This is a genomic window from Mesorhizobium sp. P2_E10 (genome assembly GCF_056404235.1).
Genome location: NZ_JBFUEK010000001.1, coordinates 654,011 through 677,992 on the forward strand (window position 1 = coordinate 654,011; position 23,982 = coordinate 677,992).

22 protein-coding genes are annotated in these 23,982 nt (G+C 63.4%); 11 read left to right on the top strand and 11 right to left on the bottom strand.

Going from position 1 to position 23,982, the window contains the following annotated elements; all coding sequences use genetic code 11:
- Positions 1 to 121 precede the first annotated feature (121 nt).
- The 3 genes from AC1D0N_RS03215 to AC1D0N_RS03225 all read right to left on the bottom strand — a co-directional run bounded on the left by AC1D0N_RS03215 (position 122) and on the right by AC1D0N_RS03225 (position 1,820).
- Positions 122 to 778 (bottom strand): HAD family hydrolase, encoded by a 657-nt coding sequence (locus AC1D0N_RS03215; protein WP_477241308.1) that lies wholly within the window; start codon positions 776 to 778, stop codon positions 122 to 124.
- Positions 778 to 1,263, bottom strand: a complete 486-nt coding sequence (gene dut, locus AC1D0N_RS03220; protein WP_477241310.1) for a dUTP diphosphatase — start codon at positions 1,261 to 1,263, stop codon at positions 778 to 780. Before dut ends, AC1D0N_RS03215 begins: the two co-directional genes overlap by 1 nt.
- Positions 1,264 to 1,349: 86 nt before the next feature.
- On the bottom strand, positions 1,350 to 1,820 hold the full coding sequence (locus tag AC1D0N_RS03225; protein ID WP_477241312.1) for an Lrp/AsnC family transcriptional regulator: 471 nt from the start codon (positions 1,818 to 1,820) through the stop codon (positions 1,350 to 1,352).
- A gap of 117 nt (positions 1,821 to 1,937) precedes the next feature.
- Here AC1D0N_RS03225 and AC1D0N_RS03230 point away from each other — a divergent pair, with 117 nt between their 5' ends.
- The 3 genes from AC1D0N_RS03230 to AC1D0N_RS03240 all read left to right on the top strand — a co-directional run bounded on the left by AC1D0N_RS03230 (position 1,938) and on the right by AC1D0N_RS03240 (position 4,721).
- Positions 1,938 to 2,192 (top strand): DUF6356 family protein, encoded by a 255-nt coding sequence (locus AC1D0N_RS03230; RefSeq protein ID WP_477241314.1) that lies wholly within the window; start codon positions 1,938 to 1,940, stop codon positions 2,190 to 2,192.
- 13 nt (positions 2,193 to 2,205) lie between these two features.
- Positions 2,206 to 3,006: a class II glutamine amidotransferase gene (locus AC1D0N_RS03235; RefSeq protein ID WP_477241316.1), complete on the top strand. Its 801-nt coding sequence runs from the start codon at positions 2,206 to 2,208 to the stop codon at positions 3,004 to 3,006.
- Between the two features lie 341 nt (positions 3,007 to 3,347).
- Positions 3,348 to 4,721, top strand: coding sequence for an amidase (locus AC1D0N_RS03240; protein WP_477241318.1), 1,374 nt, complete (start codon positions 3,348 to 3,350; stop codon positions 4,719 to 4,721).
- On the opposite strand, the gene AC1D0N_RS03245 is transcribed toward AC1D0N_RS03240, so the two are convergent.
- Positions 4,715 to 5,782 carry an NAD(P)/FAD-dependent oxidoreductase gene (locus tag AC1D0N_RS03245; RefSeq protein WP_477241320.1) on the bottom strand — a complete coding sequence of 356 codons (1,068 nt, stop codon included), beginning with the start codon at positions 5,780 to 5,782 and terminating at the stop codon, positions 4,715 to 4,717. The genes AC1D0N_RS03240 and AC1D0N_RS03245 overlap by 7 nt on opposite strands.
- A 126-nt stretch (positions 5,783 to 5,908) precedes the next feature.
- Here AC1D0N_RS03245 and AC1D0N_RS03250 point away from each other — a divergent pair, with 126 nt between their 5' ends.
- Positions 5,909 to 7,516, top strand: a complete 1,608-nt coding sequence (locus tag AC1D0N_RS03250; protein WP_477241321.1) for a peptide chain release factor 3 — start codon at positions 5,909 to 5,911, stop codon at positions 7,514 to 7,516.
- 51 nt (positions 7,517 to 7,567) lie between these two features.
- On the opposite strand, the gene AC1D0N_RS03255 is transcribed toward AC1D0N_RS03250, so the two are convergent.
- The 3 genes from AC1D0N_RS03255 to AC1D0N_RS03265 all read right to left on the bottom strand — a co-directional run bounded on the left by AC1D0N_RS03255 (position 7,568) and on the right by AC1D0N_RS03265 (position 9,040).
- Positions 7,568 to 8,035, bottom strand: coding sequence for a VOC family protein (locus tag AC1D0N_RS03255; RefSeq protein ID WP_477241323.1), 468 nt, complete (start codon positions 8,033 to 8,035; stop codon positions 7,568 to 7,570).
- 51 nt (positions 8,036 to 8,086) lie between these two features.
- On the bottom strand, positions 8,087 to 8,614 hold the full coding sequence (locus tag AC1D0N_RS03260; protein ID WP_477241325.1) for an SRPBCC family protein: 528 nt from the start codon (positions 8,612 to 8,614) through the stop codon (positions 8,087 to 8,089).
- A gap of 81 nt (positions 8,615 to 8,695) precedes the next feature.
- Entirely contained in the window at positions 8,696 to 9,040 is a 345-nt protein-coding gene (locus tag AC1D0N_RS03265) for an ArsR/SmtB family transcription factor (RefSeq protein ID WP_477241327.1), read from the bottom strand.
- Positions 9,041 to 9,238: 198 nt separating this feature from the next.
- On the opposite strand from AC1D0N_RS03265, the gene ilvD reads away from it, so the two are divergent.
- Positions 9,239 to 11,083: a dihydroxy-acid dehydratase gene (gene ilvD, locus AC1D0N_RS03270; RefSeq protein ID WP_477241329.1), complete on the top strand. Its 1,845-nt coding sequence runs from the start codon at positions 9,239 to 9,241 to the stop codon at positions 11,081 to 11,083.
- A gap of 41 nt (positions 11,084 to 11,124) precedes the next feature.
- Here the strand turns inward: ilvD and AC1D0N_RS03275 are convergent, their stop codons facing one another.
- Positions 11,125 to 12,879, bottom strand: coding sequence for an ABC transporter ATP-binding protein (locus AC1D0N_RS03275; protein ID WP_477241874.1), 1,755 nt, complete (start codon positions 12,877 to 12,879; stop codon positions 11,125 to 11,127).
- 236 nt (positions 12,880 to 13,115) lie between these two features.
- Between AC1D0N_RS03275 and AC1D0N_RS03280 the strand changes: the two genes are divergently transcribed.
- Positions 13,116 to 14,396: an amidohydrolase family protein gene (locus tag AC1D0N_RS03280; RefSeq protein ID WP_477241331.1), complete on the top strand. Its 1,281-nt coding sequence runs from the start codon at positions 13,116 to 13,118 to the stop codon at positions 14,394 to 14,396.
- Between the two features lie 114 nt (positions 14,397 to 14,510).
- The gene (locus AC1D0N_RS03285) at positions 14,511 to 15,434 is read left to right on the top strand and encodes a DMT family transporter (protein WP_477241333.1); all 924 of its coding nucleotides are present in this window, start codon (positions 14,511 to 14,513) and stop codon (positions 15,432 to 15,434) included.
- 18 nt (positions 15,435 to 15,452) lie between these two features.
- Here the strand turns inward: AC1D0N_RS03285 and AC1D0N_RS03290 are convergent, their stop codons facing one another.
- Positions 15,453 to 16,355, bottom strand: coding sequence for a phosphotransferase (locus AC1D0N_RS03290; protein ID WP_477241335.1), 903 nt, complete (start codon positions 16,353 to 16,355; stop codon positions 15,453 to 15,455).
- A 108-nt stretch (positions 16,356 to 16,463) separates the two neighbouring features.
- On the opposite strand from AC1D0N_RS03290, the gene AC1D0N_RS03295 reads away from it, so the two are divergent.
- Positions 16,464 to 17,096: a class I SAM-dependent DNA methyltransferase gene (locus AC1D0N_RS03295; RefSeq protein WP_477241337.1), complete on the top strand. Its 633-nt coding sequence runs from the start codon at positions 16,464 to 16,466 to the stop codon at positions 17,094 to 17,096.
- Positions 17,097 to 17,098: 2 nt separating this feature from the next.
- On the opposite strand, the gene AC1D0N_RS03300 is transcribed toward AC1D0N_RS03295, so the two are convergent.
- Together AC1D0N_RS03300 and AC1D0N_RS03305 are read right to left on the bottom strand one after the other, a co-directional pair.
- A complete protein-coding gene (locus AC1D0N_RS03300) occupies positions 17,099 to 19,540 on the bottom strand; it encodes a GcvT family protein (protein WP_477241339.1) in 2,442 nt (813 codons plus the stop codon).
- Positions 19,537 to 20,421 carry a phosphotransferase gene (locus AC1D0N_RS03305; RefSeq protein ID WP_477241341.1) on the bottom strand — a complete coding sequence of 295 codons (885 nt, stop codon included), beginning with the start codon at positions 20,419 to 20,421 and terminating at the stop codon, positions 19,537 to 19,539. The genes AC1D0N_RS03300 and AC1D0N_RS03305 overlap by 4 nt, the downstream gene beginning before the upstream one ends.
- A 409-nt stretch (positions 20,422 to 20,830) precedes the next feature.
- Here AC1D0N_RS03305 and AC1D0N_RS03310 point away from each other — a divergent pair, with 409 nt between their 5' ends.
- The 3 genes from AC1D0N_RS03310 (at position 20,831) to AC1D0N_RS03320 (ending at position 23,973) form a co-directional block, all read left to right on the top strand.
- Complete coding sequence (locus AC1D0N_RS03310) at positions 20,831 to 21,607, top strand: DeoR/GlpR family DNA-binding transcription regulator (RefSeq protein WP_477241343.1); 777 nt, start codon at positions 20,831 to 20,833, stop codon at positions 21,605 to 21,607.
- 83 nt (positions 21,608 to 21,690) lie between these two features.
- Positions 21,691 to 22,617, top strand: coding sequence for a LysR family transcriptional regulator (locus tag AC1D0N_RS03315; protein WP_477241345.1), 927 nt, complete (start codon positions 21,691 to 21,693; stop codon positions 22,615 to 22,617).
- Positions 22,618 to 22,818: 201 nt separating this feature from the next.
- A complete protein-coding gene (locus tag AC1D0N_RS03320; protein ID WP_477241347.1) occupies positions 22,819 to 23,973 on the top strand; it encodes an ABC transporter substrate-binding protein in 1,155 nt (384 codons plus the stop codon).
- The last annotated feature ends 9 nt before the right edge of the window (positions 23,974 to 23,982 follow it).

Below are 23,982 nucleotides of genomic sequence, written 5' to 3' on the forward strand. Positions count from 1 at the left end.
CGGCACAGCACAAAGGCGAGGAGGAAGCGAAGCAGGCTGGGTTTCATGCGTGTGGCCTCAGATTGGCGGCGGCACGCTAGCACGGACAATCGAGGCGTACAGCCTTGGGCTGACGGTCAGATCATTGGATCGGCACCAGCCCCGCGAGCTCGCGCATGTCATCGAACAGTATGCCGCCGGCTTCAGCCAGCCCGTCGCGGTCGGAGAGCGGATCGCCATGATAGGAAAACACCCGCATGCCGGCGGCGATGCCGGCTTGCGTTCCGGCGACGCTGTCTTCGATGACGATGCAATCGGCGGGCGCAAACCCCATCGTTTTCGCCGCGTGCAGGAACAGGTCGGGAAACGGCTTGCCGCGGCCGACCATGGTCGAACTGAACAGCGCTTGCTCGAACAGCGGCAGCAGCCCGGTCTGGCCGAGCGTGATGTGCATCTTCGAAATCCTGGCCGAAGTGGCGACGCAATAGGCGATGCCCGCCGCGCGCACGGCCTCGACAAACTCCCGGACATAGGGGACAGCTTCCACGCCATGAGCAAACAGGTCCGGCAGGCCGGCATTCCAGCGGTCGACGAAATCGGCGCCGAGGCTGACGCCGGTCGCTTCGACCTCCTTCTGCACCGACACCATGCTGCGGCCGGAAAAATTCTTGCGGCAATATTCGAAGCTTGTGGGATAGCCGGCGGCGGTCAGCCATTCGGCGAGACGTCGATTGGCGAGATTCTCGGTATCGACCAGGATCCCGTCGCAATCGAAGATAACCAGTTTGGGTAGGGACATCAGGCCGTGCCGGTCGATCCGAAGCCGCCGGAGCCGCGCGCCGTGCCGCCGGCCAATGTGCGCTCCTCGACCGCCGCTTGCACCACCGAGGCAAAGACGATCTGGGCGATGCGCATGCCGCGCGTCACGGCAAAATCCTCATCGCCGAGATTGATCAGCAACACCTTCACCTCGCCGCGATAGTCGCTGTCGATGGTGCCCGGCGTGTTGAGAACGGTCAGCCCGTGCTTGAAGGCGAGGCCCGAACGCGGCCGGACCTGGCCTTCCATGCCTTCGGGAATTTCCAGGATCAGCCCGGTCGGCACCAAGGCGCGTTTGCCCGGCAAGATCAGCAGCGGCCGATCGTCGGGGACGGCGGCGCGCAAATCCATGCCGGCGGCGCCGGTGCTCTCATAGGCTGGAAGCGGTAAACCCTCACCATGCGGCAACCTGACGAAGCCGACGGAGGGACCCATGACGGAGGAGTTTTGGAGGGCTGCGCGCATAAAATCGATCCTATCGGCGCGAACGGCGATTCGGTCAATTCGTCCGCAACGCTATCAACGGCTTTCTTTGTGGCGTCACCGAGACCTCAACGCAGTTCCACCGGAACGACCGTCGTCTCCTTGATCTCTTCCATGACGAAGGACGCCGAGACATCCGACAACGCCACCTTGGCGATCAGCCGCTGGTAGAGCCGGTCATAGGCCTTTACGTCGGCGACGCGAGCCCGCAGCACATAGTCGAGATCGCCGGACATGCGGTAGACGCCGGTGATCTCGGAAAAGCCGGTCACCGCCGCTCGAAACTTCTGCAGCCAGTCCGGGTCATGGTTGGAGGTGCGGATCAGGATGAACACCGAAAGCCCGAGCCCGAGCTTGTCGGCATCGACCAGCGCCACCCGGCCGGTGATGACGCCGTCTTCCTCCAGCCGCTTCACCCGCCGCCAGCAGGCATTGCGCGACAGCGATATCTTTTCCGACAGCTGGTCGACCGACAGCGTACCGTCGCGTTGCAGCTCGGCCAGCAATCTGCGGTCGATTTCATCGATTCCCACTGACATGTGGGATATTTGTCCCAACAATTGGCCTGATACAAGGACAATTTGAGACAAGTGAACCAGATGGTCATGTCAGGATACTCATCATCGGGTCTTCATGCCCGACAGGAGGGGACCAACATGACGGCACGGCTTGCACGACTTTTCACCTCTCACCCGGCAGCGGTGGGCGAGAGCTATTTCGGCCATATGGCATTTGCCGCGTGGTTCTCGTCGCGACTGTTCCTGGCGGCAGGTGCTGCGCTCATTCACGCTTTCTTGCCGTTTATGTTCGATTCTACGGCAAGCCGAATCGTCCGCGAGCTTTACGAGCGGACGCACAACAGAGGCTCGCACGCGACCAAGGAACCGACGGCTCTTCCGGATCGTGCCTAGAGGACGATAAGCAATGTGCCGATGGGCGGCCTATCTTGGCGAAGCGGTCTTCCTCGAAGACATCGTCACCGCGCCCTGCCATTCGCTGATCGCCCAGAGCCATTGCGCCCAGGAAGCGAAGTCGCCGACCAATGGCGACGGTTTCGGCCTCGCCTGGTACGGCGACCGGCCCGAGCCCGGCCTCTACCGTGACATCCTGCCGGCCTGGTCGGACCCCAATCTGAAGAGCCTGTGCCGGCAGATCAAATCCGGTCTGTTTCTCGCCCATGTCCGCGCCTCGACCGGCGGCGCCACCAGCCGCATGAACTGCCACCCCTTCATTTCCGGCCGCTGGTCGTTCATGCACAATGGCCAGATCGGCGGCTTCGAAAAAATCCGCCGCACACTGGAGAATTCACTCTCCGACGCCGTCTTCGACCAGCGCGAAGGCACCACCGATTCCGAACTCTTTTTTCTCTTGATGATCGACGAGGGCCTGTCCGACGATCCACAAGGCGCCGTGTCGCGCGCCACCAGCCGCGTCGTCGATGCCTCGCGCCGCGCCGGAATTGAGCCGGCTTTGAAACTCACCGCGGCCTTCTCGGATGGCGTGTCGCTCTATGCAGTCCGCTATGCCAGCGACAATCACGCACCGACGCTCTACACCTCCACCTTTGGCAAGGGCACCGGCGGCTGCATCGTCTCGGAGCCGTTTGATCGCGACGGTGGCGAGTGGCAGGCGATCCCGCCCTCGAGCTTCGTCACCATGACGATCTCAGGTATGACCATCCGCCCGTTCGTGCCCGTCGCAGCCAAGCTGGCGCTGGTCGGATAATCCTTCGCCTGGTCGCAAATCATGGCAACGTCGCGGGACAGCGCCCCCCTCTGTCCTGCCGGACATCTCCCCCACACGGGGGGAGATTGGCAGCTTCGCGCCCCGCGCCATTCCTTCAACGTTGGAGATTGGCGAAAGCCGTCGTGACATCCAATCTCCCCACCTGTGGGGGAGATGTCCGGCAGGACAGAGGGGGGCGACGTAGAGCGCCGACCTCAATCGGCCTCCGCAACGCAATTCCGATCAAGCGCCGTGGACCCCCGAATGCTCTACTCAGCTTGAAAACGCGCCGCTGTCCGCCATCTTGATCTGGCGAGTGCGGTCAAGCCGGAGCGTTGATCATGGACCTCGTCTTTTCCTCGACCACCGAACTCGCCGCTGCGATCGCCGAGCGGAAGGTCTCCGCTGTAGAAGTGCTCGATGCCCATCTGGCCCAGATCGACAGGCACAACGGGGTGGTCAACGCTGTCATCAATCTCGACCGGGAAGGCGCCCACGATCGCGCGAGAAAAGCCGACGCTGCGCAGGCGCGGGGCGACGCTCTCGGTCCATTGCACGGCGTGCCGTTCACGCTGAAGGACACGCATGAAACGGCAGGCATGAAGACCACAACCGGCTTCCCGCCCTTTGCCGACTATGTCGCCAGCCAGGACAACCCGGTCGTTGCCCGATTGAAGGCGGCCGGCGGGGTGCTGATGGCCAAGACCAATGTGCCGACGATGCTGTCCGACTGGCAGTCGAACAATCCGCTGTTCGGCCGCACCAGCAGCCCGTGGGATCTCTCGCGCACCGCGGGCGGGTCCAGCGGCGGTGCGGCGGCAGCCGTTTGCTCGGGCATGACGCCGTTCGAAGTCGGCACCGACATGCAGGCTTCGATCCGCCTGCCGGCTGCGTTCTGCGGCGTCTATGGCCTCAAACCCACCGAGCACCGTATCTCGCTGGCCGGCGCCTTTCCCGATCCGGAAGGTGCTGCGCGTAGCGTGCGGCTGATGTCCTGCCTCGGCCCGCTGGCGCGGACCGTCGACGATCTGGCGCTGATCTACAAAATCATCGCCGGGCCGGATGGACGCGACACCGACCTTGCGGCTGTACCGGTAGAGGACGTCCCGGCGGTCGACCTCAACACACTGCGTATCGCCTTCGCTCCTGCCTTTCCAGGGTTTCCGGTGGCTGCCGCCATCAGCGCCGCTGTCGAAACTCTGGCAAGGCAACTCGCGTCGGCAGGCGCGACCGTCGAAGAAGCAGAACTCCCAAAACTCGACCTGCACGACGATCTGGCCAAGGGCGGCGCGCTGATCGGCATGATGCTGGAGGCCGCACAGCCGCAGCCATCCGAGCAGCCGACGCCGGTGTCGCGATGGTTTGAAGCGCTCGCTCGTCGCGACAGGTCGATCCTGGCCTGGGACCGGGGTTTCGAAAACTGCGATGCCTTGTTGTGCCCGGTCGCCATGACCACGGCTTTTGCGCATTGCGAGCCGGGGACGCCGATCGCGGTCGATGGCAAGGAGCAAAGCTACTGGATGCTGCCGGCCTATGGCGCGGTGTTCAACTATTCCGGCCATCCGGCGCTGACGATACCCGGCGGGCAGGACCGCGATGGCTTGACCATTGGCCTGCAGCTGGTCGGCAAGCGTTGGTCCGAATCGCAGCTGCTTGGCATCGCGAAAGCAATCGAACCGCTGACCGGCGGCTTTCGCCGTCCGCCCGGCTATTGAGCGAAACGCGACAGCCCGTAAGGCTCAAGCAGCGGGTCGCGCTCGCCGTCGAGGATTTCGCGGGTGGCGAACAGGCCGACGGCGGGGGCCAGCGTGATGCCCGAATGCATGACCGCGACATAGACGCCGGCGACACTTTCGGCGCGGCCGATGATCGGAAAACCGTCGATCGGATTGGGGCGATAGCCGACTGTGTGGAAATCCAGTTCCAGTCCGTCGGCGCCGCGCAAGGCTGCCTTCATTGCCGCAAACAAGTCGCGCGCCGTGGCGTCAGGGTTTTCGCCCGGATCGCCGCCGGCGAAATCCGAGCCGGCGATGATGCGGCCCTCTGCCGTCTGGCGCATATGCAGCTTCTCGGCGTGCACCAGGCCGTTGAGCAGTTTTTTGTAAGGCCGCGAGTGGACAATCAGGCCAGCCGGCGTCTCGATCGGCAGTTTGATGCCGGTGGTCGCCGCGATGGCCGGGGCGCCGGCGCCGGCTGCGATCACCACCTCGTCGGCAGCGATCGTCTCGCCCGAAATGACCACGCCAGTAACTTTGCCGTTGGTTAGAGCCAGCCTGTCGATGGCTCCCGTGACCACCCGTGCGCCGTGCCGTTCCGCATCTGCCAGCAGCGCCTTGGCCGCCGCCACCGGCTCGGCCACACCTTCCTCGGCGACATAGACGGCGAATTCAGGAGGCGCGACGAGATTGGGCTCGATTTGCGCCGCCCGCTTCCGGCCAACGCGTTCGATACCGTAACCCCATGAAGAGTGCTCGGCCGCGTAGGCTTCGAGCCTGTCGGCCGGCAGATCGAAGCATAGGCCGCCGCACCAGGTGAGCGGCAGGCCGGGCAGGTCGTTTGCCAGCCGTTTCCACTCGGCCATGGCGCGGATGCGCAGCCGGAAATAGATCTCGGGATTGCCCCAGCTGGCGTTGATCCAGGCAAAGGAGTTCGGCGTCGCGACGCCACCTGCGCCGCTCTCTGAGATCACCGTCACCTGCGCGCCGGCCTTGCTGAGATGCCGGGCGATGGAGGCGCCGATGATGCCGGCGCCGATGACGATGACTTGCTTGCTCATGCTGGACCTTTGCCGGATTGGCCCTTCTGATGCCATTGCGGCGGCCTGATCTCAAGACCCGGCAAGGAGGCTGCGGCCAAAACTGTTCGACAGGCCGGAAAAGCGCTGCTAGAAGCCCGCCACCACATGGGATTCCACAAATTGGCTGAAGACATCACGCAGGCGGTGGCGCGCCGCCGCACCTTCGCGATCATCGCGCACCCCGACGCCGGCAAGACGACGCTCACCGAAAAGCTGCTGCTGTTCGGCGGCGCCATCCAGCTTGCCGGTGAGGTCAAGGCCAAGAAGGACCGCATCCAGACCCGATCCGACTGGATGAAGATCGAGCGCGAGCGCGGCATTTCGGTCGTCACCTCGGTGATGACCTTCGAGTATGAGGACAATGTCTTCAACCTCCTCGACACGCCCGGCCACGAGGATTTCGCCGACGACACCTACCGCACGCTGTCGGCGGTCGACTCTGCCGTCATGGTCATCGATGCCGCCAAGGGCATCGAGCCGCGCACGCTGAAGCTGTTCGAGGTCTGCCGCCTGCGCGACATCCCGATCATCACCTTCATCAACAAGATGGACCGCGAAAGCCGCGACCCGTTCGAAATCCTCGACGAGATCGAGCAGAAGCTGGCGCTGGACACTGCCCCCATCACTTGGCCGATCGGCCGCGGCAAGACCTTTTCCGGCACCTATCATCTGTCGCAGAACGCTGTGCGTCGGGGCGACGCGGAAAAGGACCGCACGCCGGTCAACGGCCCCGATTCCAACCGCGTCGCCGGCCTGCTGCCGGAGAACGAGCGCGAAGCCTTCATCGAGGAGCTGGAGCTCGCGCGGGAAGCTTGCCGACCTCTTGATATTGACGCCTTTCGCGAGGGCCACCTGACGCCGGTCTATTTCGGCTCGGCGTTGCGCAACTTTGGCGTCCGCGACCTGATCGAGGCGCTGGGCAACTACGGTCCGCCGCCGCGCGCGCAGGAGGCCGACACCCGCAAGGTCGAGGCCACCGAGGACAAGATGACCTCGTTCGTTTTCAAGATCCAAGCCAACATGGATCCGAACCACCGCGACCGCATCGCCTTCGTCCGCGTCTGCTCCGGCAAGCTCGAGCGCGGCATGAAGGCCAAGCTGGTGCGGACCGGAAAGCCGATGAGCCTGTCGGCGCCGCAATTCTTTTTTGCCCGCACCCGCGTCACCGCCGACGAAGCCTTTGCCGGCGACGTCGTCGGCATTCCCAACCACGGCACGTTGCGCATCGGCGACACGCTGACCGAGGGGGAGGAAATCCTGTTCAGAGGCGTGCCGAATTTCGCTCCGGAAATCTTGCGCCGCGTTCGCCTCGGCGACGCGATGAAGGCCAAGAAGCTTAAGGAAGCGCTGCACCAGATGGCCGAGGAGGGCGTCGTGCAGCTGTTCTCGCCCGAGGATGGCTCACCGGCCATCGTCGGCGTCGTCGGCGCGCTGCAGCTCGATGTGCTGAAGGAGCGGCTGAACTTCGAATATACGCTGCCGGTCGAATTCGAGATGTCGCGCTTTTCCGTCTGCCGCTGGATTTCGGCCGACGACAAGGCCGAGGTCTACCGCTTCATCGAGGCGCATCGCGGCGACATCGCCCGCGACCTCGACAACGACCCGGTGTTTCTGGCCCAGCACGCCTTCTCGCTCAACTACGAAGCCGAGCGCTGGAAGGCGATCCGGTTTGCCGCGATCAAGGATTATCAGGTCCGCGACAAGGCGGCGTAAAGTGCACTCTTCCCTTCTCCCACAAGGGGAGAAGGGAAGAGTGCGCGGTGCTCAGCCTCTTGCCGCCTCTTCGATCTTGGCGATGTCGATCTTGCCCATCTGCATCATCGCATTCATCGCCCGGCCGGCCTTGGCCTGGTCCGCATCCCCAAGCAGGCGCGGCAGCTGTTCCGGCACGACTTGCCAGGAAACGCCGAACTTGTCCTTCAGCCAGCTGCAACGGCCGGGTTCGCCGCCTTCGGTCAGCCTGTCCCAGAAATGGTCGACCTCTTCCTGGTTCTTGCAGTCGATCGAAAGCGAGATCGCCTCGGTGAATTTGTATTGCGGTCCGCCGTTAAGCGCCAGGAACGGGACGCCATCGAGTTCGAACGAGGCCACCAGCACCTTGCCTTCGAGAGCGTGGCCCTTGGGCCAGCGCGTTGTGCTCAGCACCTTCGAATTCTTGAAGATGGATATGTAGTGGTTCATCGCTTCTTCGGCCTGGTCGTCGAACCACAGGAAGGTGGTGATCTTTTGCATCGTCGTTCTCCTCGGTGTTTAGGGTTGCGGCGGCTTCTTTTGGGGGAAGGGTCAGGCGGCGCCCTTCGCGGCGTCCTGCAGGGAAGCGAGATAGGAATCGAGCTGGGCGTAGCTGTCGGCCATGCCGCTGGTCATGCCGGTGCCGAGCGCGCCGTCGCGCGCCGCCTGCGAGGCGTAAAGCACCGTCTGCGTCAGCAGCGTTTTGCCGGTGTGATCGGCAAAGGTCACCGTTCCAATCGTCTCGCCACCCGTCCAATCCTCGTCGAACAGTTCGGTGGCGACGATCCGGCTCGGCCGCACGATCTCGCGATAGGCTCCGCTCATGCCCATGCTGCGACCGTCGCGGTGTTGCCAGACATAGCGTGTCGCGCCGCCCACCCTGAGGTCGATTTCGCACACCGCCAGCCGCCAGCCGTCGGGGCCGTGCAGCCAGCCTTTCAAAAGCTCCGGCACGGTCCAGCAGTCGAAGACCATCGGCCGCGGCGCATCGAAGATGCGGGTGATCTGGACTTCACGGTCGCTCGGCGTGGTCACGGTCAATGTCGCAACGGTCGAGCCGGGCAAGGTGGTGGTGCTCACGATTGTCCTCCTGCGCTTGTCTGTTTGCCCAAGGACGTCCGGCCAACTGGCGATCCGACACGGCCCCTGATTTTCTTTCGGCTATTGGCCGGCCTCGCCGGGAGCCTTTTCGGCCTGCATGGCGCCCAGCAGGGCGTCGAGGCGCTGAAAATTGCCTTCCCAGATTTTTCGGTAGCGCTCCAGCCAGTCATTGGCTTCGGCCAGTGGCCGGGCTTCCAGCCGGCACGGCCGGCGCTGCGCGTCGCGGCCGCGTGAAATCAGCCCTGCGGCTTCCAGCACTTTCAGATGCTTGGAGATCGACGGCTGGCTCATCGCGAACGGCTCGGCCAGTTCCATCACCGAGGCCTCCCCCTGGATGAGGCGGGCAAGGATGGCGCGCCGCGTCGGATCGGCAAGCGCGGCAAAGGTGGCGTCGAGCTGGTTCATTTCACATCCATAGCCAATTAGATATATACCCATTTGGCTATATACAGCGGAACGCCCCTCGTCAACCCGCGTGCGCCATGCGCTCTGGCGCATCGCAAAATTGTGGCCATACCAGATTGTGGCGTCTATAACGCCTGCGGTCCGAATTCAGCGCCGCCGCGCCAGCCATCGAGCGCAGCCAGCCACCAAGGAAAAAATATGCCTGCCTATCGTTCCCGCACCACCACCCATGGCCGCAACATGGCCGGCGCCCGCGGTCTCTGGCGCGCCACCGGCATGAAGGATTCCGATTTCGGCAAGCCGATCATCGCCGTCGTCAACTCCTTCACCCAGTTCGTGCCGGGTCACGTCCATCTCAAGGACCTCGGCCAGCTGGTTGCGCGCGAGATCGAGAAGGCCGGTGGCGTCGCCAAGGAATTCAACACCATCGCCGTCGATGACGGCATCGCCATGGGCCATGACGGCATGCTCTATTCGCTGCCGTCGCGCGAGCTGATCGCCGACTCGGTCGAATACATGGTCAACGCCCACTGCGCCGATGCCATGGTCTGCATCTCCAATTGCGACAAGATCACGCCGGGCATGCTGATGGCGTCGCTGCGGCTCAACATCCCGACCGTCTTCGTCTCCGGCGGCCCGATGGAAGCCGGCAAGGTGGTGCTCGCGGGGAAGACGCAGGCGCTCGATCTGGTCGATGCCATGGTCGCTGCCGCCGACGACAAGATCTCCGACGAGGACGTCAAGGTCATCGAGCGCTCGGCCTGTCCGACCTGCGGCTCCTGCTCTGGCATGTTCACCGCCAATTCGATGAACTGTTTGACCGAGGCGCTCGGCCTGTCGCTGCCCGGCAATGGCTCGACGCTGGCGACGCACGCCGATCGCAAGCGCCTGTTCGTCGAGGCCGGCCATCTGATCGTCGATCTCGCCCAGCGCTATTACGAACAGGACGACGAGACCGCGCTGCCACGCAACATCGCCTCTAAGGGCGCCTTCGAGAACGCAATGACGCTCGACATCGCCATGGGCGGCTCGACCAACACCGTTCTGCACATCCTGGCCGCCGCGCATGAGGGCGAGATCGATTTCGATCAGGACGATATCGACGCGCTGTCGCGCAAGGTTCCGGTGCTGTGCAAGGTTGCTCCGGCCAAGTCCGACGTGCACATGGAAGACGTCCACCGCGCCGGCGGCATCATGGCCATTCTCGGCCAGCTCGACAATGCCGGGCTGATCAACCGCGATTTGCCGACCGTGCACACGTCGACGCTCGGCGAGGCGCTCGACCATTGGGATATTTCCCGCACCTCCAGCCAGAGCGTCCGCGACTTCTTCCTGGCCGCTCCTGGCGGCGTGCCGACGCAGGTCGCGTTCAGCCAGGACCGCCGCTGGGACGAGCTCGATCTCGACCGCGAGAAGGGCGTCATCCGGTCAGTCGAGCATCCTTTCTCCAAGGACGGTGGCCTTGCCGTGCTGAAGGGCAATCTGGCGCTCGACGGCTGCATCGTGAAGACCGCCGGCGTCGATGAATCGATCCTGAAATTCACCGGCCCGGCCCGCGTGTTCGAAAGCCAGGACGCCAGCGTCAAGGCGATCCTGTCCAACGAGATCAAGGCCGGCGATGTCGTCGTCATCCGCTACGAAGGGCCGCGTGGCGGGCCCGGCATGCAGGAAATGCTCTACCCCACCAGCTATCTCAAGTCGAAAGGCCTCGGCAAAGCCTGCGCACTGGTCACTGACGGCCGCTTCTCCGGCGGCACGTCGGGCCTGTCGATCGGCCATGCCTCGCCGGAAGCGGCGGAAGGCGGTCTCATCGGGCTGGTGCAGGAGGGCGACACGATCGAGATCGATATCCCGAACCGCAGCATCCGCCTTGCCGTAGACGATGCCGAACTGGCTGCGCGCCGCGCGGCGATGGAGGCCAAGGGCACCGCTGCCTGGAAGCCTGAGGAGAAGCGCAAGCGCAAGGTGACGACTGCCTTGCGCGCCTACGCCGCGATGGCGACGAGCGCGGCAAAGGGTGCGGTAAGGTTCGTGCCGGAGTAGCGCGCTCTTACCTTCTCCCACAAGGGGAGAAGGGAAGGGCGCTACGGCATCAGCTGATATTCATAAAGCTTCTGGTAAAGCCCACCCTGACTGAGCAAGGTCTTGTGCGGGCCGCTTTCAGCCACTTTGCCGGCTTCCAGGACCACGATCGTATCGGCCTGATGCACGGTCGACAGCCGGTGCGCGATGACAATCGTGGTGCGCCCCACCGTCAGCTGCTGCAGCGCATCGCGGAACAGCGCTTCCGATTCCGCGTCGAGCGCGCTGGTCGCCTCGTCCAGCAGCAGGATCTCCGCGTTGCGCAACATGGCGCGGGCGATCGAGATCCGCTGGCGCTGACCACCAGACAGCATGCCGCCATTCTCGCCGACTTCCGTGTCATAACCGTTCGCCTGGGCAGTGATGAAGGTGTGGGCATTGGCGGCCTTGGCGGCGGCGATCACCTCTTCGTCAGTCGCGTCCTGGCGGCCGAGGCGGATGTTGTGCATGATCGTGCCGGCAAACAGGAACGTGTCCTGGCTGACATAGGCAATCTTTTCTCGAACCGAGCTGAGCGTTGCGCCGGAGATATCCTGGCCGTCGAACAGCACCTTGCCGCTCTGCGGATCGTACATGCGCATGATCAGGTTCAGCATGGTTGACTTGCCGCTGCCGGAAGGTCCGACCAGTGCCGTCATCCTGCCGGGCTCGATAGTCAGGTTGAACTGCTCGAGGACCGGTTGGCCTTCCTGATAGACAAAGCCGACATCATCGAACGTGATTTCGCCTGGCCCCGCTTTCAGCGGCTGTGCATCAGGCTTTTCAGCCAGCGTCAGCGGCCGGTCCGCTAGTTGGAACATCATTCGCACTCCGACGATGCCGGTTTCTAGCGATATGCGTACGCGCGCCAGACGCTTGGCCGGTTCATAGGCAAGCAGCAGTGCCCCGATGAAGGCCATGATGTTACCCGGCATCTGGCCGCCCTGCAGGACCAGGAAGCCGCTGACCAGCACGGAGCCGGAGATCGCCAGCCCTGCGAGCGTTTCCATCACCGGGCTGGTGGCGGCTTCCAGCGTGGCGATGTTGTTGGCGCGGTTCTCGACGTCGGAAACCGCTTTGTACATGCGCCCGCGCATCGCCCCTTCGAGATTGAAGGATTTGACGACCCGCACGCCGATCGCGGTTTCCTGCATGATCTGCACGATCTGGCCGATCGAGCGGAACTCCATTGCGGCAATGTTGCGGACTCGCTTCAGGATGCGGTTGACGCCGTAGATGGCCAGGGGGCCGATGATGAAGCAGATCAAGGACAGCGCCGGTTGCTGCCAGATCATGACCAGCACCAGGACAACCAAGGTCACCAGGTCCCGCACATAGGACGTGACGATGAGGTCGAGCACGTTGCGTGCCGCCTGCGCATTGTTGGTCATGCGGTTGATCAGATCGGACGACGAGGTCGAATGGTAGAACTCGATGCCTTGCGCCAGGATACGGTCATAGATCTTGCGCTGCCGCTCGGCGATGATGCTGTTGCCGACGCGGCTCATGCAGTAGGCTTGGACGAAATTGGCGACGCCCTTGAGAATGAAGATCGCGGCGACCGCGGCTGCTATCAGGTTAATGCGGTCGAGTCTCTTGTAGATCACGAATTCGTTGGTGATCTCACGCAGAATCCAGGCGCTGGCACCTGTCGTGGCGGCCACCACCAGCATCGAAGCGATGGCGGCGCCGTAGCCGAACCTGTGCTGGTGGAACGATTCCCGCAGCAGCCTCACGATAAGGCGCTGGTTCTCCATCGAGCGCTCGTCGCGTTTCAGGAATTTAAAATCCAGAGCCACACGGGATTCCATGGTTTGCTGAGCATGATCCCGAAATTCGTCGCTGCACTGCGCGCCACTGGTGCGAACTTCGGATTCGCCGGTTAGGACGAAAGGCGGCTTATAGAGCCAGTTGCATCAGGATGGAACCTTTCGCCACGACTGAAAGAAACGGCTGCGGCAAGCTGTCTTTTGCGCCACCATGGTCGGGTGATTCTGAAAAGGGATGACGACAGATGAATTTCGACCTTGTTGTGCGCGGCGGCACGCTGCCCGACGGCACCATTGCCGACATCGGCATCGTCGGCGAGACGATCGCTGCGATCGGGCCCGACCTCGACGTTACGGCGGGTACCGCTATCGACGCTCATGGCAATCTGGTCTCGCCGCCCTTCGTCGATCCGCATTTCCACATGGACGCGACGCTCTCCTACGGCATTCCGCGCATCAACGTCTCAGGCACGCTGCTGGAAGGCATTTCGCTGTGGGGTGAGCTGAAGCCGCTGCTGACGCATGAGGCCGTGCGCGACCGCGCGCTTGCCTATTGCGACTGGGCTGTGTCGATGGGCCTGCTCGCCATCCGCACCCATGTCGATGTCTGCGACGACCGCTTGCTGGCGGTGGAAGCCTTGCTCGATGTGAAGAAAACGGTCGCGCCCTATATCGACCTGCAGCTGGTCGCCTTCCCGCAGGACGGGCTTTACCGCTCGCCGACGGCGCGCCAGAACACGCTGCGGGCGCTCGACCTCGGCGTCGATATTGTCGGCGGCATCCCGCATTTTGAGCGCACCATGGCCGACGGCACGCGTTCCGTGACCGAACTCTGCGAAATCGCGGCAAAACGCGGGCTGATGGTCGACCTGCATTGCGACGAGACCGACGACCCGCTGTCGCGCCATATCGAGCAACTGGCCTACGAGACGCAGCGCCTTGGCCTGCAAGGCAGGGTGGCCGGCTCGCACCTCACCTCGATGCATTCGATGGACAATTACTATGTCTCGAAGCTGTTGCCGCTGATCGCCGAGGCCGGCGTTTCGGCCATCCCCAATCCGCTGATCAACATCATGCTGCAGGGTCGCCACGATACGTTTCCCAAGCGCCGTGGCCTGACCCGCGTCAAGGAGATGCTGGCCATGGGCATCCGCGTCGGCTGGGGCCAGGATTGCGTACTTGACCCCTGGTATTCGCTGGGCACCGCCGACATGCTCGACGTCGCCTTCATGGGCCTGCACGTCGCCCAGATGTCGAGTCCGGCCGACATGGCCCGTTGTTTCGACATGGTCACCAACGTCAACGCCGCCATCATGGGCCTCGACCATCTCGGCCTTGCCGTCGGCAAGCGCGCCAGCCTCGTCATCCTCGACGCCGGCAACCCGATAGAGGCCCTGCGCCTGCGCGCCGAACGGCTTTGCGTCATCGCCAGGGGCAAGGTGGTGGCGCAGCGTACCAGGCAGGACACCCGGCTGTCGATTCCCGGAAGGCCCGGAGAGGTGAACCGGCGGCACAAAACCGCTTGAGATCACCCATTTCCGGCGCTGGTCTTACCGATTTTTCGCTTTTCCGCCTCGCCAAGGCTGCCGCTTGTGTCTACGACGCGGTTCACCCTACGCATGGCAGGAACCGGCAAAGGCATGGCGCAGCCAACAGCCCAGAATTCGACGATCAGGAACGTTCTCGTGGCCGGCATCCTGCTGATGCTGGCCGGCGATTTCCTGTTCGCGTTGAACGACGCCATGGGCAAATGGCTGGTCGCCAGCTTTTCCGTCGGCCAGGTCGTGCTGATCCGCTCGGTCGGCGCCTTTTTCGTGCTCGGGCCGATGATTGCAAATCAAGGCGCCGGCAAACTGTTTCGCATGGAACGGCTGGAGCTGCAGGTCTTGCGCGTGGTGGCGACGACGCTCGACACCGCCTTGTTCTACGCCGCCGTCGTCTATCTGCCGCTTGCCGATGTGATGAGCTTCTACATGGCGGGGCCGATCTATGTCGCGGCGCTGTCGCATTTCCTGCTCGGCGAAAGGGTCGGTTGGCGCCGCTGGGCGGCGATCCTGGTCGGCTTCTGCGGCGTGCTGATCATGCTGAAGCCGTCCTCGGCGGCGTTCTCGCAGTCCGCGGTGTTCGCGCTGGTCGGCAGCATTGCGTTTGCCTTCGCCATCATCCTCAACCGCCGCCTGCGCGGCACCAGCGACACCAATCTGGTGACGTGGCAGACCATCGGCACGCTGTTGGTCGGCGGCGCGATGACCATCGGCAGCTGGCAGACACCGTCAGCGCTCGATTTCGGCGCCATGCTGCTGCTCGGCATCGTCTCCTGCGGCGCGCATCTGATGATCACCAGGGCGCTGAAGCTGGCACCGGCCTCGACGCTGGCGCCGCTGCACTACACGCTGTTGTTGTGGGCGGTCGTCTTCGGTCTGGTGTTCTTTGGCGACGTTCCCGGCCCGCGCATCCTGATCGGCTCGGCCATCGTCGTGTTCGCGGGCCTGTTCATCTTCCATCGCCAGAAAGTGGTCGAGACAGTCGTGCCGCCCGAGAACGTGCCGAAGGGCGTGAATTGAGGTCCAGATTTCTGGTACTTAGCCCCGACGCACCGCCGCCAGATGGCGGGAAAACTCAGGCGTCTCCATCAACGCCTTGCAGCGCGCAAACCGTCCGTCGGCATAGGCGCGAAAGTCGTCGACGGGATTGTTGTTGGCAAGCTGGATCAACCCCCACAGCGTCCACAACAGATCGCACATCGCCTTGTAGATGATGATGCGGCCGCGCTCGGCCGGTTTTGCCTCGCCGCCAAAATAGGCATACATCATCTCGTCGTCCTGTGCCGTGTCGAATTGTCCTTCGACACTGAGGTCGCCGAGATCCCAGAGCGGGTCGTTCATGCCCGAATATTCCCAGTCGACGATCCACATCCGCTCTCCCGTATCGAGAAAGTTCTCGCACAGCGGGTCGCAATGGCAGGCGGCGAGGGGAAGCGGATGGGCGGCAAGTGCGGCGCGTACCGTGCCGGCCTCGCGCACGACGTCGTGGTAGCCGGCGGGCAAGGCGACATCCTTGGTCGACAGCACTTTCAGATAATCGTCGATCATCGCAAACAGCTCGAAGCGGAAGGGAAACACCGCTCCGGAGCCGTGCAATGCGCGAAAGGCCTTGCCGGCACGCGCGGGACTGCCCGGCCGTGTCCTGAATTTCTCCGGCGACATCGTCTGCGCGCCGGCGATGAAGCGCGTCACCATTACCCCGGTCCCTTGGTCGACATGCAGCACTTCGGGGCTGACCCCGGCCTTTGCCGCCTCGCGCGCCGCGACCGCCTCGTTGGCGCGGTTTATATATTCCTCTGTGCCTTTGCCGGGAATGCGCAGGCAGAGGTCGCCGGCCTTGAAGACGAGATTGGTGAGGCCGCCGAGCCGCTCCAGCGGCCCGTCATAGCCTGCCAGCAGCGGAATGCCCTTGAGCGTTGCGCGCGCCTCGTCGACCACCATGCGTGAGCCCCCTCATGCCGTTATTTGTCGCCACGACGGTTCCACAGTTTTCGCCGTTTGGCTATCATCTGATAGAATGTGGCGTATAGACCGGCGGACGGAGTGGCGATGACGGACGGCAAACATCATGGCACGCTCGGCGCCGCCTATGCGGCGAAACGGCCTGAAGAGGTGGCGGCGCTCTACGATCGCTGGGCCGATACCTACGATGCCGACATGTCGGCGGCCGGCTACCGCCATCCGACGATCTGCCTTGCCTTGCTTGCCCGCCATTTGCCGCGCGGCGCAGCCCCTCTGCTCGATGCCGGCGCCGGCACCGGGCTGATCGGCGAATGGCTGACCATCACCGGCTACCCACAAGTCGAGGCGCTCGACATCTCGCAAGGCATGCTGGACAAGGCGGCCGCCAAGGGCGTCTATACGGCGCTCCACTGCCTGGCGATGGGTGGGCCATTGCCCTTCGCGGACGACGCCTATGCCGGCATCGTCTCCGCCGGCGTCTTCACCTCCGGCCATGTCGGCGCCGAAGGGCTGGACGAGCTGATCCGCATCTGCAGGCCGGGCGGCGTCATCGTGCTGACGGTCAAGAACACGCTGTGGGAAGCGGGATTTTCCGCGCGCATTGCCGAGCTGGCAGCGCAAGGCATCGTCGTCCGCGCCGAGGAAACGCCGCCTTACGTTTCCATGCCGGGCGAGGCGGATACCGTGCCCAGTCGTGGCATCGTGCTCCGCGTGAGCTGAATCTACGCTTTGATCTTTTCTCCAGCCGCGTCGTACAGCGGCTGCAGATGGATTTTTGCCGGCGTCCGCTCCATCGCCACCACCAATTCGTAGTCGCCGGTGGCGAGGAAATCGTCACTCACGCCGTCGGCGTTGCGGACATAGCCAAAACCGATGTTCTTGCCCAACGTGTAGCCATAGCCGCCGCTGGTGAGATAACCGACCGGCTCGCCGTTGCGCAATATCGTCTCGCGCCCGACCAGCACGATCTCGGGATCGTCGACGGTGAAGCCGGCAAAGCGTTTCTTCAGCGCTGCGCCATTGAGCTGCTCAAGTGCCCGCCGGCCGACGAAATCGGTGTTCTTCCTGAGCTTCACCGCCCAGCCGAGACCGGCCTCCTGTGGCGTGTCATTGGGGGTGATGTCGGAGCCCCAGGCGCGATAGCCCTTTTCCAGCCGCAGCGATTCCAGCGCCCGGTAGCCGACCGGGCGGATGTCGTGCTTCTTACCGGCCGTGATCAGCGCGTCGAAGATTTCGCCCGTCGCCGCGATCGGCACATGCAATTCCCAACCGAGCTCACCGACATAGGTGACGCGCAGCGCCCGCACTGTGTGGCCGGCAATGGCAATCTCGCGCACATGGCTGAAGGGGAAGCTGGCGTTCGACACATCGGCATCGGTCACTCCGGCCAGCACATCGCGTGCCCTGGGACCCATCAGCGACAGCGTGCCGAAATCCTCGGTGACATCGGTCAGCGTCACGTCGAGCCCATCGCCGATATGATCGCTGATCCATGAGGAATCATGCGTGCGAAAACCGGTGCCGGTGACGATGTAGAATTTTTCCTCGGCCAGCCGCGCCACGGTGAGATCGGCCTCGATGCCGCCGCGTGTGTTGAGCAGTTGCGTGTAGGTCAGCCGTCCCGCCGGTTTGCTGACGTCGTTGGCGCAGATCCAGTCCAGCGCCTTCAGCGCGTCGGGGCCGGTCAGTTCGTATTTGGCGAAGGACGACTGGTCGAAAATACCGACGTGCTCGCGCACATGCCGGTGCTCGTCGCCGACCGGCGCGAACCAGTTCTGCCTGCCCATCGAATAGACATCCTTCGGCTCGACGCCTTCGGGCGCGAACCAGTTCGGCCGCTCCCAGCCCAGCTTCGAACCGAACACGCCGCGATGCTGTTTCAGTCGCTCGTACAACGGCGAGACGATGCGCGGCCGGCCGGAGGAATATTCCTCATGCGGGAAGCCGATCGTGTAGTGTTTGCCATAGGCTTCCAACGTGCGGTCGCAGACCCATTGCCGGTCGCGGTGCAGGTTGGAGAAGCGCCTGATATCGACCACCCACAGGTCGAGCGGCGCCTCGCCGTCGACCACCCATTGCGCCAGCACCCAGCCGGCGCCACCGCCCGACGCGATGCCGAAAGCGTTGAAGCCGGCGCCGACGAACATGTTGACGCATTCGGGTGCCGTGCCGAGGATGAAATTGCCGTCTGACGTAAAACTCTCCGGCCCGTTGATCATCTGCTTGACGCCGACGGTCTCTAGCGCCGGAACCCGCGCTATCGCCTGGGTCATATGCTGCTCGAAATGATCGTAGTCGTCGTCGAACAGCCGGAATTCCCAGTCGTCGGGCACATCACCTGTCGTCCAGGCCTGCGGGTTCGGTTCGTAGCCGCCCATCACGAGCCCGCCGACCTCCTCCTTGAAATAGGTGCGCCGGTCAGGGTCGCGGATGGTCGGCGCATCGGTCGACAGTCCCTCGATCTTTTCGGTGATGATGTACTGGTGCCTCACCGGCTGCAACGGCACGTTGATGCCGGCTAGGGCGCCCACTTGCCGCGCCCATTGTCCGGCACAGTTCACCACCTTGTCGCAAGCAATATCGCCCTTGCTGGTCTTCACCGCGGTGATGCGGCCGTCCTTCATCTCAAAGCCGGTGACGCGGACATCCTCGAACAGTTTGGCGCCATGCATGCGTGCGCCCTTGGCCAGCGACTGCGTAATGTCGGAAGGGCTCGCCTGGCCGTCGGTCGGCAGCCAGGAGGCGCCGACGAGGTCGCCGGTTTCCAGCAGCGGCCACATTTGTTTCACCTCTGCCGGCGACAGCAATTGCATGTCCATGCCGAAGCTTTTCGCCGTCGTCGCCAGCCTTTTGTATTCGGTCCAACGATCGGCATTGGTGGCCAGCCGCAGGCACCCGGTCATTTTCCACCCGGTGGCCAGTCCGGTCTCGGCCTCCAGCCCCTTGTAGAGATCGACCGAATATTTGAGCACGCGCGTGATCGAGGCCGACGAACGCAACTGACCGACCAGCCCGGCGGCGTGCCAGGTCGAGCCCGAGGTCAGCTTGCCCTGTTCTAGCAGCACGACATCGGCCTTGTGGTCGCGCGCCAGGTGATAGGCCGTCGAACAGCCGATGATGCCGCCGCCGATGACGACGATCCCGGCGTGCGTAGGCAAAGTCATGCGTGTATCCCGTATTTTGTTCTGTAGTTTTCCAGCGCGGCGTCGAGCCGCGTCAGGTTCTCTTCGGTGTAGGCGACGTAGTCGATGCCGGGCGCGTCGAGATAGAGCTCGGAAACCATGCTCCACATCGCCTCGCGCAGCAGCGACGCGCATTGCATGGCCGCATGCGAGCGGCGGATCGCCTCGTCCGGTTCCTTCATGAAATAGGCGGTGAGGAAAGCGAAGGATACCTCGTCACTCATCTCGGCATTCGAGGCGACGCCGGCAAGGTCGAACATCGCCGTGTTGAAACCGGCATATTCGAAGTCGATCAGCCACAACCTGCTACCGTCGTCGAGAATATTGGCCGGCAAGAGATCATTGTGACCAAAGACGATCGGCAGCAGTTTCTGCGCCCGCTCGAGTTCGTCCGCGAGCGTCAGAAGGCGCGGCAAGTCGCCTCGCTTGCGGCTGCCACCCTCTTCCAGCGTGCGCGCATAGTCGCGGATGACGTGGAACACCCAGAACATGAAGCCGGCGCCGGAGATGTGATTGGGCATTTCGCGGTGGAAGCCGCGCATCAGGGCGGCGACGCGGCCGATATTGCTGCGGACGTCTTCGGCGACATAGGTCTTGGCGCCGAGAAACTCCGTCACCATGATGCCGGGTTCGGCATAGCGGACGGCCGGCGCGAAGCCGGCGGCGTGCGCTGCCCGCGCCGTCATCACCTCGCGCTCGCGAAACACGTGGTGGAACGGATAGTCCTGGCCAAAGCGCACGACATGCCGTCCGGCCGCGTCCTTGACCAGATAGTTGGCGTTGCTGAGGCCGCCCGGCAGCGGCGCGATATCGATGCTGCCGGTCCAGCAGGGCAGGGCGCGGATGCGGTCTTCAGCAGTCACGGGACCATCCCTGGTTGGCTGAGCTTCGACAAAGCGCCGCGGACAGCGCGACGATGGCGGGGAGAAACGCAAAAATCTCGTCGGTGCGGGACGCCAGGATTGGTATCCCGCACCGCACCGACGAGCCCCTTGGCCAGGTTTTTAATACCCGCCATCCGCCCCCGCGGATCTGAAAAATCCTTGCACCAGGCGCATTCCAGACGATCTGGTCTGTAAGTTGCGGCTCTGCCATCACCCTCTCGTGGCAGTTCCGAGCCTGTCACGCCTTGATCTCACGTCAGTGTTGGCCGGCTGTCAATAAAAAGTTGTGACTTTTTTTGGGTGTTTTGCCCGAAAGCACAAGCAATTGCTTTAAAACAGTTTGAATTACCTTAGAATCGGTCAAAAGGGCAAAAACCAGGAAAGCCGAATGATCCATTCGAAGCGGCATGGCGAAATCCTGCGCCTCCTCAAGGAGGAAGGCACAATCAGCATCGCCAGCCTGGCCGATCGGCTGGGTGTGTCGCTGGAAACCGTGCGCCGCGACGTCAAGCCGCTAACGGGCGATGGCTCGATCCTGAAGATGCATGGCGCCATCGGCCTGCCCTCGATGGCCGGTGAGGCACCGTTCGAGCGGCGCATGCGCGACAATGCCGACGCCAAGCGCATGATCGCTCGCATGGTCGCCGCCACCATCCGCGACGGCGAATCGATCATGCTCGACACCGGCACGACGACGTCTTTCCTCGCCCGCGAACTGCTCGGCCACCGGCGGCTGACGGTCGTCACCAATTCGTCCGACATCGCCCGCACGCTGGCCACCGTCAACGGCAACAAGGTCTATATGGCCGGCGGCGAATTGCGCAGCGATTCAGGCGCTGCTTTCGGAGTCTCGGCCATCGAATTCGTCAGCCGCTTTTCCGTCAACCATGCGGTGATTTCCACAGGTGCCGTCGATGCCGTCACCGGCGTCATGGACTATGACCTGGAAGAGGCGGAGTTCGCCCGTATGGTGCTGTCGCGCGGCCAGCGCTCGCTGGTTGTCACCGACCACACAAAATTCGGCCGCCAGGGTCTGGTCCAGGTTTGCGGCTTCGACGACTTTTCCGAACTCGCGACCGACAGGCCGCCGCCGCGCGACATCGCTGCGGCTCTCGCACAAGCCGGCGCGCGGCTCAGCATCGCTGGTGGCGGAACCGACCCCTGATCTGCGAAAGTTGGCGATTGGGCGCCGACGCCCTTCTGATCGCCCCACTTCCCAGCGTCGCCTTAGCCGTGTTTAGTCCGGCCATGGCTTTCACCATCCGCCAGTTGCAGTTCTTCATCGCCGTCGCCGAGCAGGGCACGGTGTCGGGCGCCGCGCAGAACCTGTCGATCTCGCAATCGTCGGTCACCGAGGCGATCAAGGAGCTTGAAAGCGATCTCGGCGTGGAACTGTTCGAGCGCCACCCGCGCGGCCTCAACATAACCCACAAGGGTCATCAGTTCCTGCGCCACGCGACCAAGATCCTCGCCGACGTTTCCGATGCGCGCCGCTCCTTCTCCGGCGACCAGATGGTGGCGGGCGGTCGGCTGCAGCTCGGCGTGACCTCGCTGGTTGCCGGCTATGTGCTGTCCGACCTGCTCGCCCGCTACCGCCGCGCCTATCCGGGCGTCGAGGTTTCGGCCATCGAGGACAATGGCGACTACCTCGAACATCTGCTGATCGGCGGCAAGCTCGACATCGCCGTCATGGTCACCTCGAACCTGCGCGACCGCACCGCGCTGCAATCGGAAATCCTCGAAGTCTCGGCCTACCGGCTGTGGCTGCCGCTCGGCCATCCGCTGGCCAGCGCCGACATCATCGGCATCGGCGACATTGCCGGCGAGCCGCTGATCATGCTGACCGTCGACGAAATCGAGGAAAACACCGGCAAGCTGCTGGCGGCGATCGGCGCCAAGCCGCATGTCGCTTTTCGCACCCGTTCGGTCGAGGCGGTGCGCAGCCTTGTCGCCACCGGCGCCGGCGTGGCGCTGCTGCCGGATCTCGTCTACCGGCCATGGTCGCTGGAAGGCGACCGCATCGAATCGCGCGATATTTCCGGCTCCCTGCCGGTGGTGCAGGTCGGCATGGTCTGGCGGCGCGGCTCCGGTCTGCCGCAGGCGGCGCGCGACTTCATCGGCCTTGCCCAGTCGCAGCGCATGGTCCGCCAGCGGCCCGACAAGGTTGGGCGCTGATCTATCGGAAAAACCGATATCGCCCTTCTGATAAATGAATTTGCGAAACCGGCAATTTCACAGCACTTTGTCTGTCAGGAACCAAAACCGCCGTCAGAGCGGCATGCGTCCATCGGACGAGCTGACTTTTTCAGTCCGCGCGTGACCCTAGCGAAGACCGAAACCGGCTTCGGGGTCAGGCGCCAAAATGGGAGATCGATGATGAATTCATTCCTCAAGTCATGCACTGCATTGACGGTTGCGCTGACCTTCTCCGGCCAGGCTGTCGCCCAGGTCAAGGAACTCGGCAAGGGCGAAGGCCAGGTCAACATTGTCGCCTGGCCCGGCTACATCGAGCGCGGCGAAACCGACAAGGGCTATGACTGGGTTTCCTCATTCGAGAAGGACACTGGCTGCAAGGTCAATGTCAAGACCGCCAACACCTCCGACGAGATGGTCTCGCTGATGAACGAGGGTGGTTTTGACCTCGTCACCGCCTCGGGCGATGCGTCGCTGCGCCTCGTCGCCGGCAAGCGCGTCCAGCCGATCAACACCGATCTCATCCCGAGCTGGAAGACGGTCGACGACCGACTGAAGGATGCGCCCTGGTTCACGGTCGACAAGGTACACTACGGCGTTCCCTATCAGTGGGGGCCGAATGTGCTGATGTACAACACCGACGTGTTCAAGGAAGCACCGAAGAGCTGGAACGTCGTCTTCGAGGAAATGAACCTGCCGGACGGCAAGTCGAACAAGGGCCGTGTCCAGGCCTATGACGGTGCGATCCATATTGCCGACGCCGCCAATTATTTGATGTTCCACAAGCCGGAACTCGGCATCAAGGACCCTTACGAACTGACCGAAGACCAGTACAAGGCCGCGCTCGAATTGCTGCGCGTCCAGCGCACGCTGGTCGGCCGCTATTGGCATGACGCCGCCATCCAGGTCGACGATTTCCAGAACGAAGGCGTCGTCGCCTCCGGTTCATGGCCTTACCAGGTCAACACGCTGGTTGCCGCCAAGAAGCCGATCGCCTCGACCGTGCCCGAGGAAGGCGTCACCGGTTGGGCGGATACCACCATGATGGAGGCCGACGCGGCCAACCCGAACTGCGCCTATATGTGGCTGGAACATTCGCTGTCGCCAAAGGTGCAGGGCGACGTTTCCGCCTGGTTCGGTTCGCTGCCAGTGGTGCCTGCCGCCTGCAAGGGCAATGAGCTGTTGACCGACGAAGGCTGCAAAACCAACGGCTACGACAATTTCGACAAGATCAAGTTCTGGAAGACGCCGGTGTCGAAATGCGTCAGCCAGAACAATCAGTGCGTGCCCTACTATCGCTGGGTCTCGGATTATATCGGCGTCATCGGCGGACGCTGATTTCGCCCA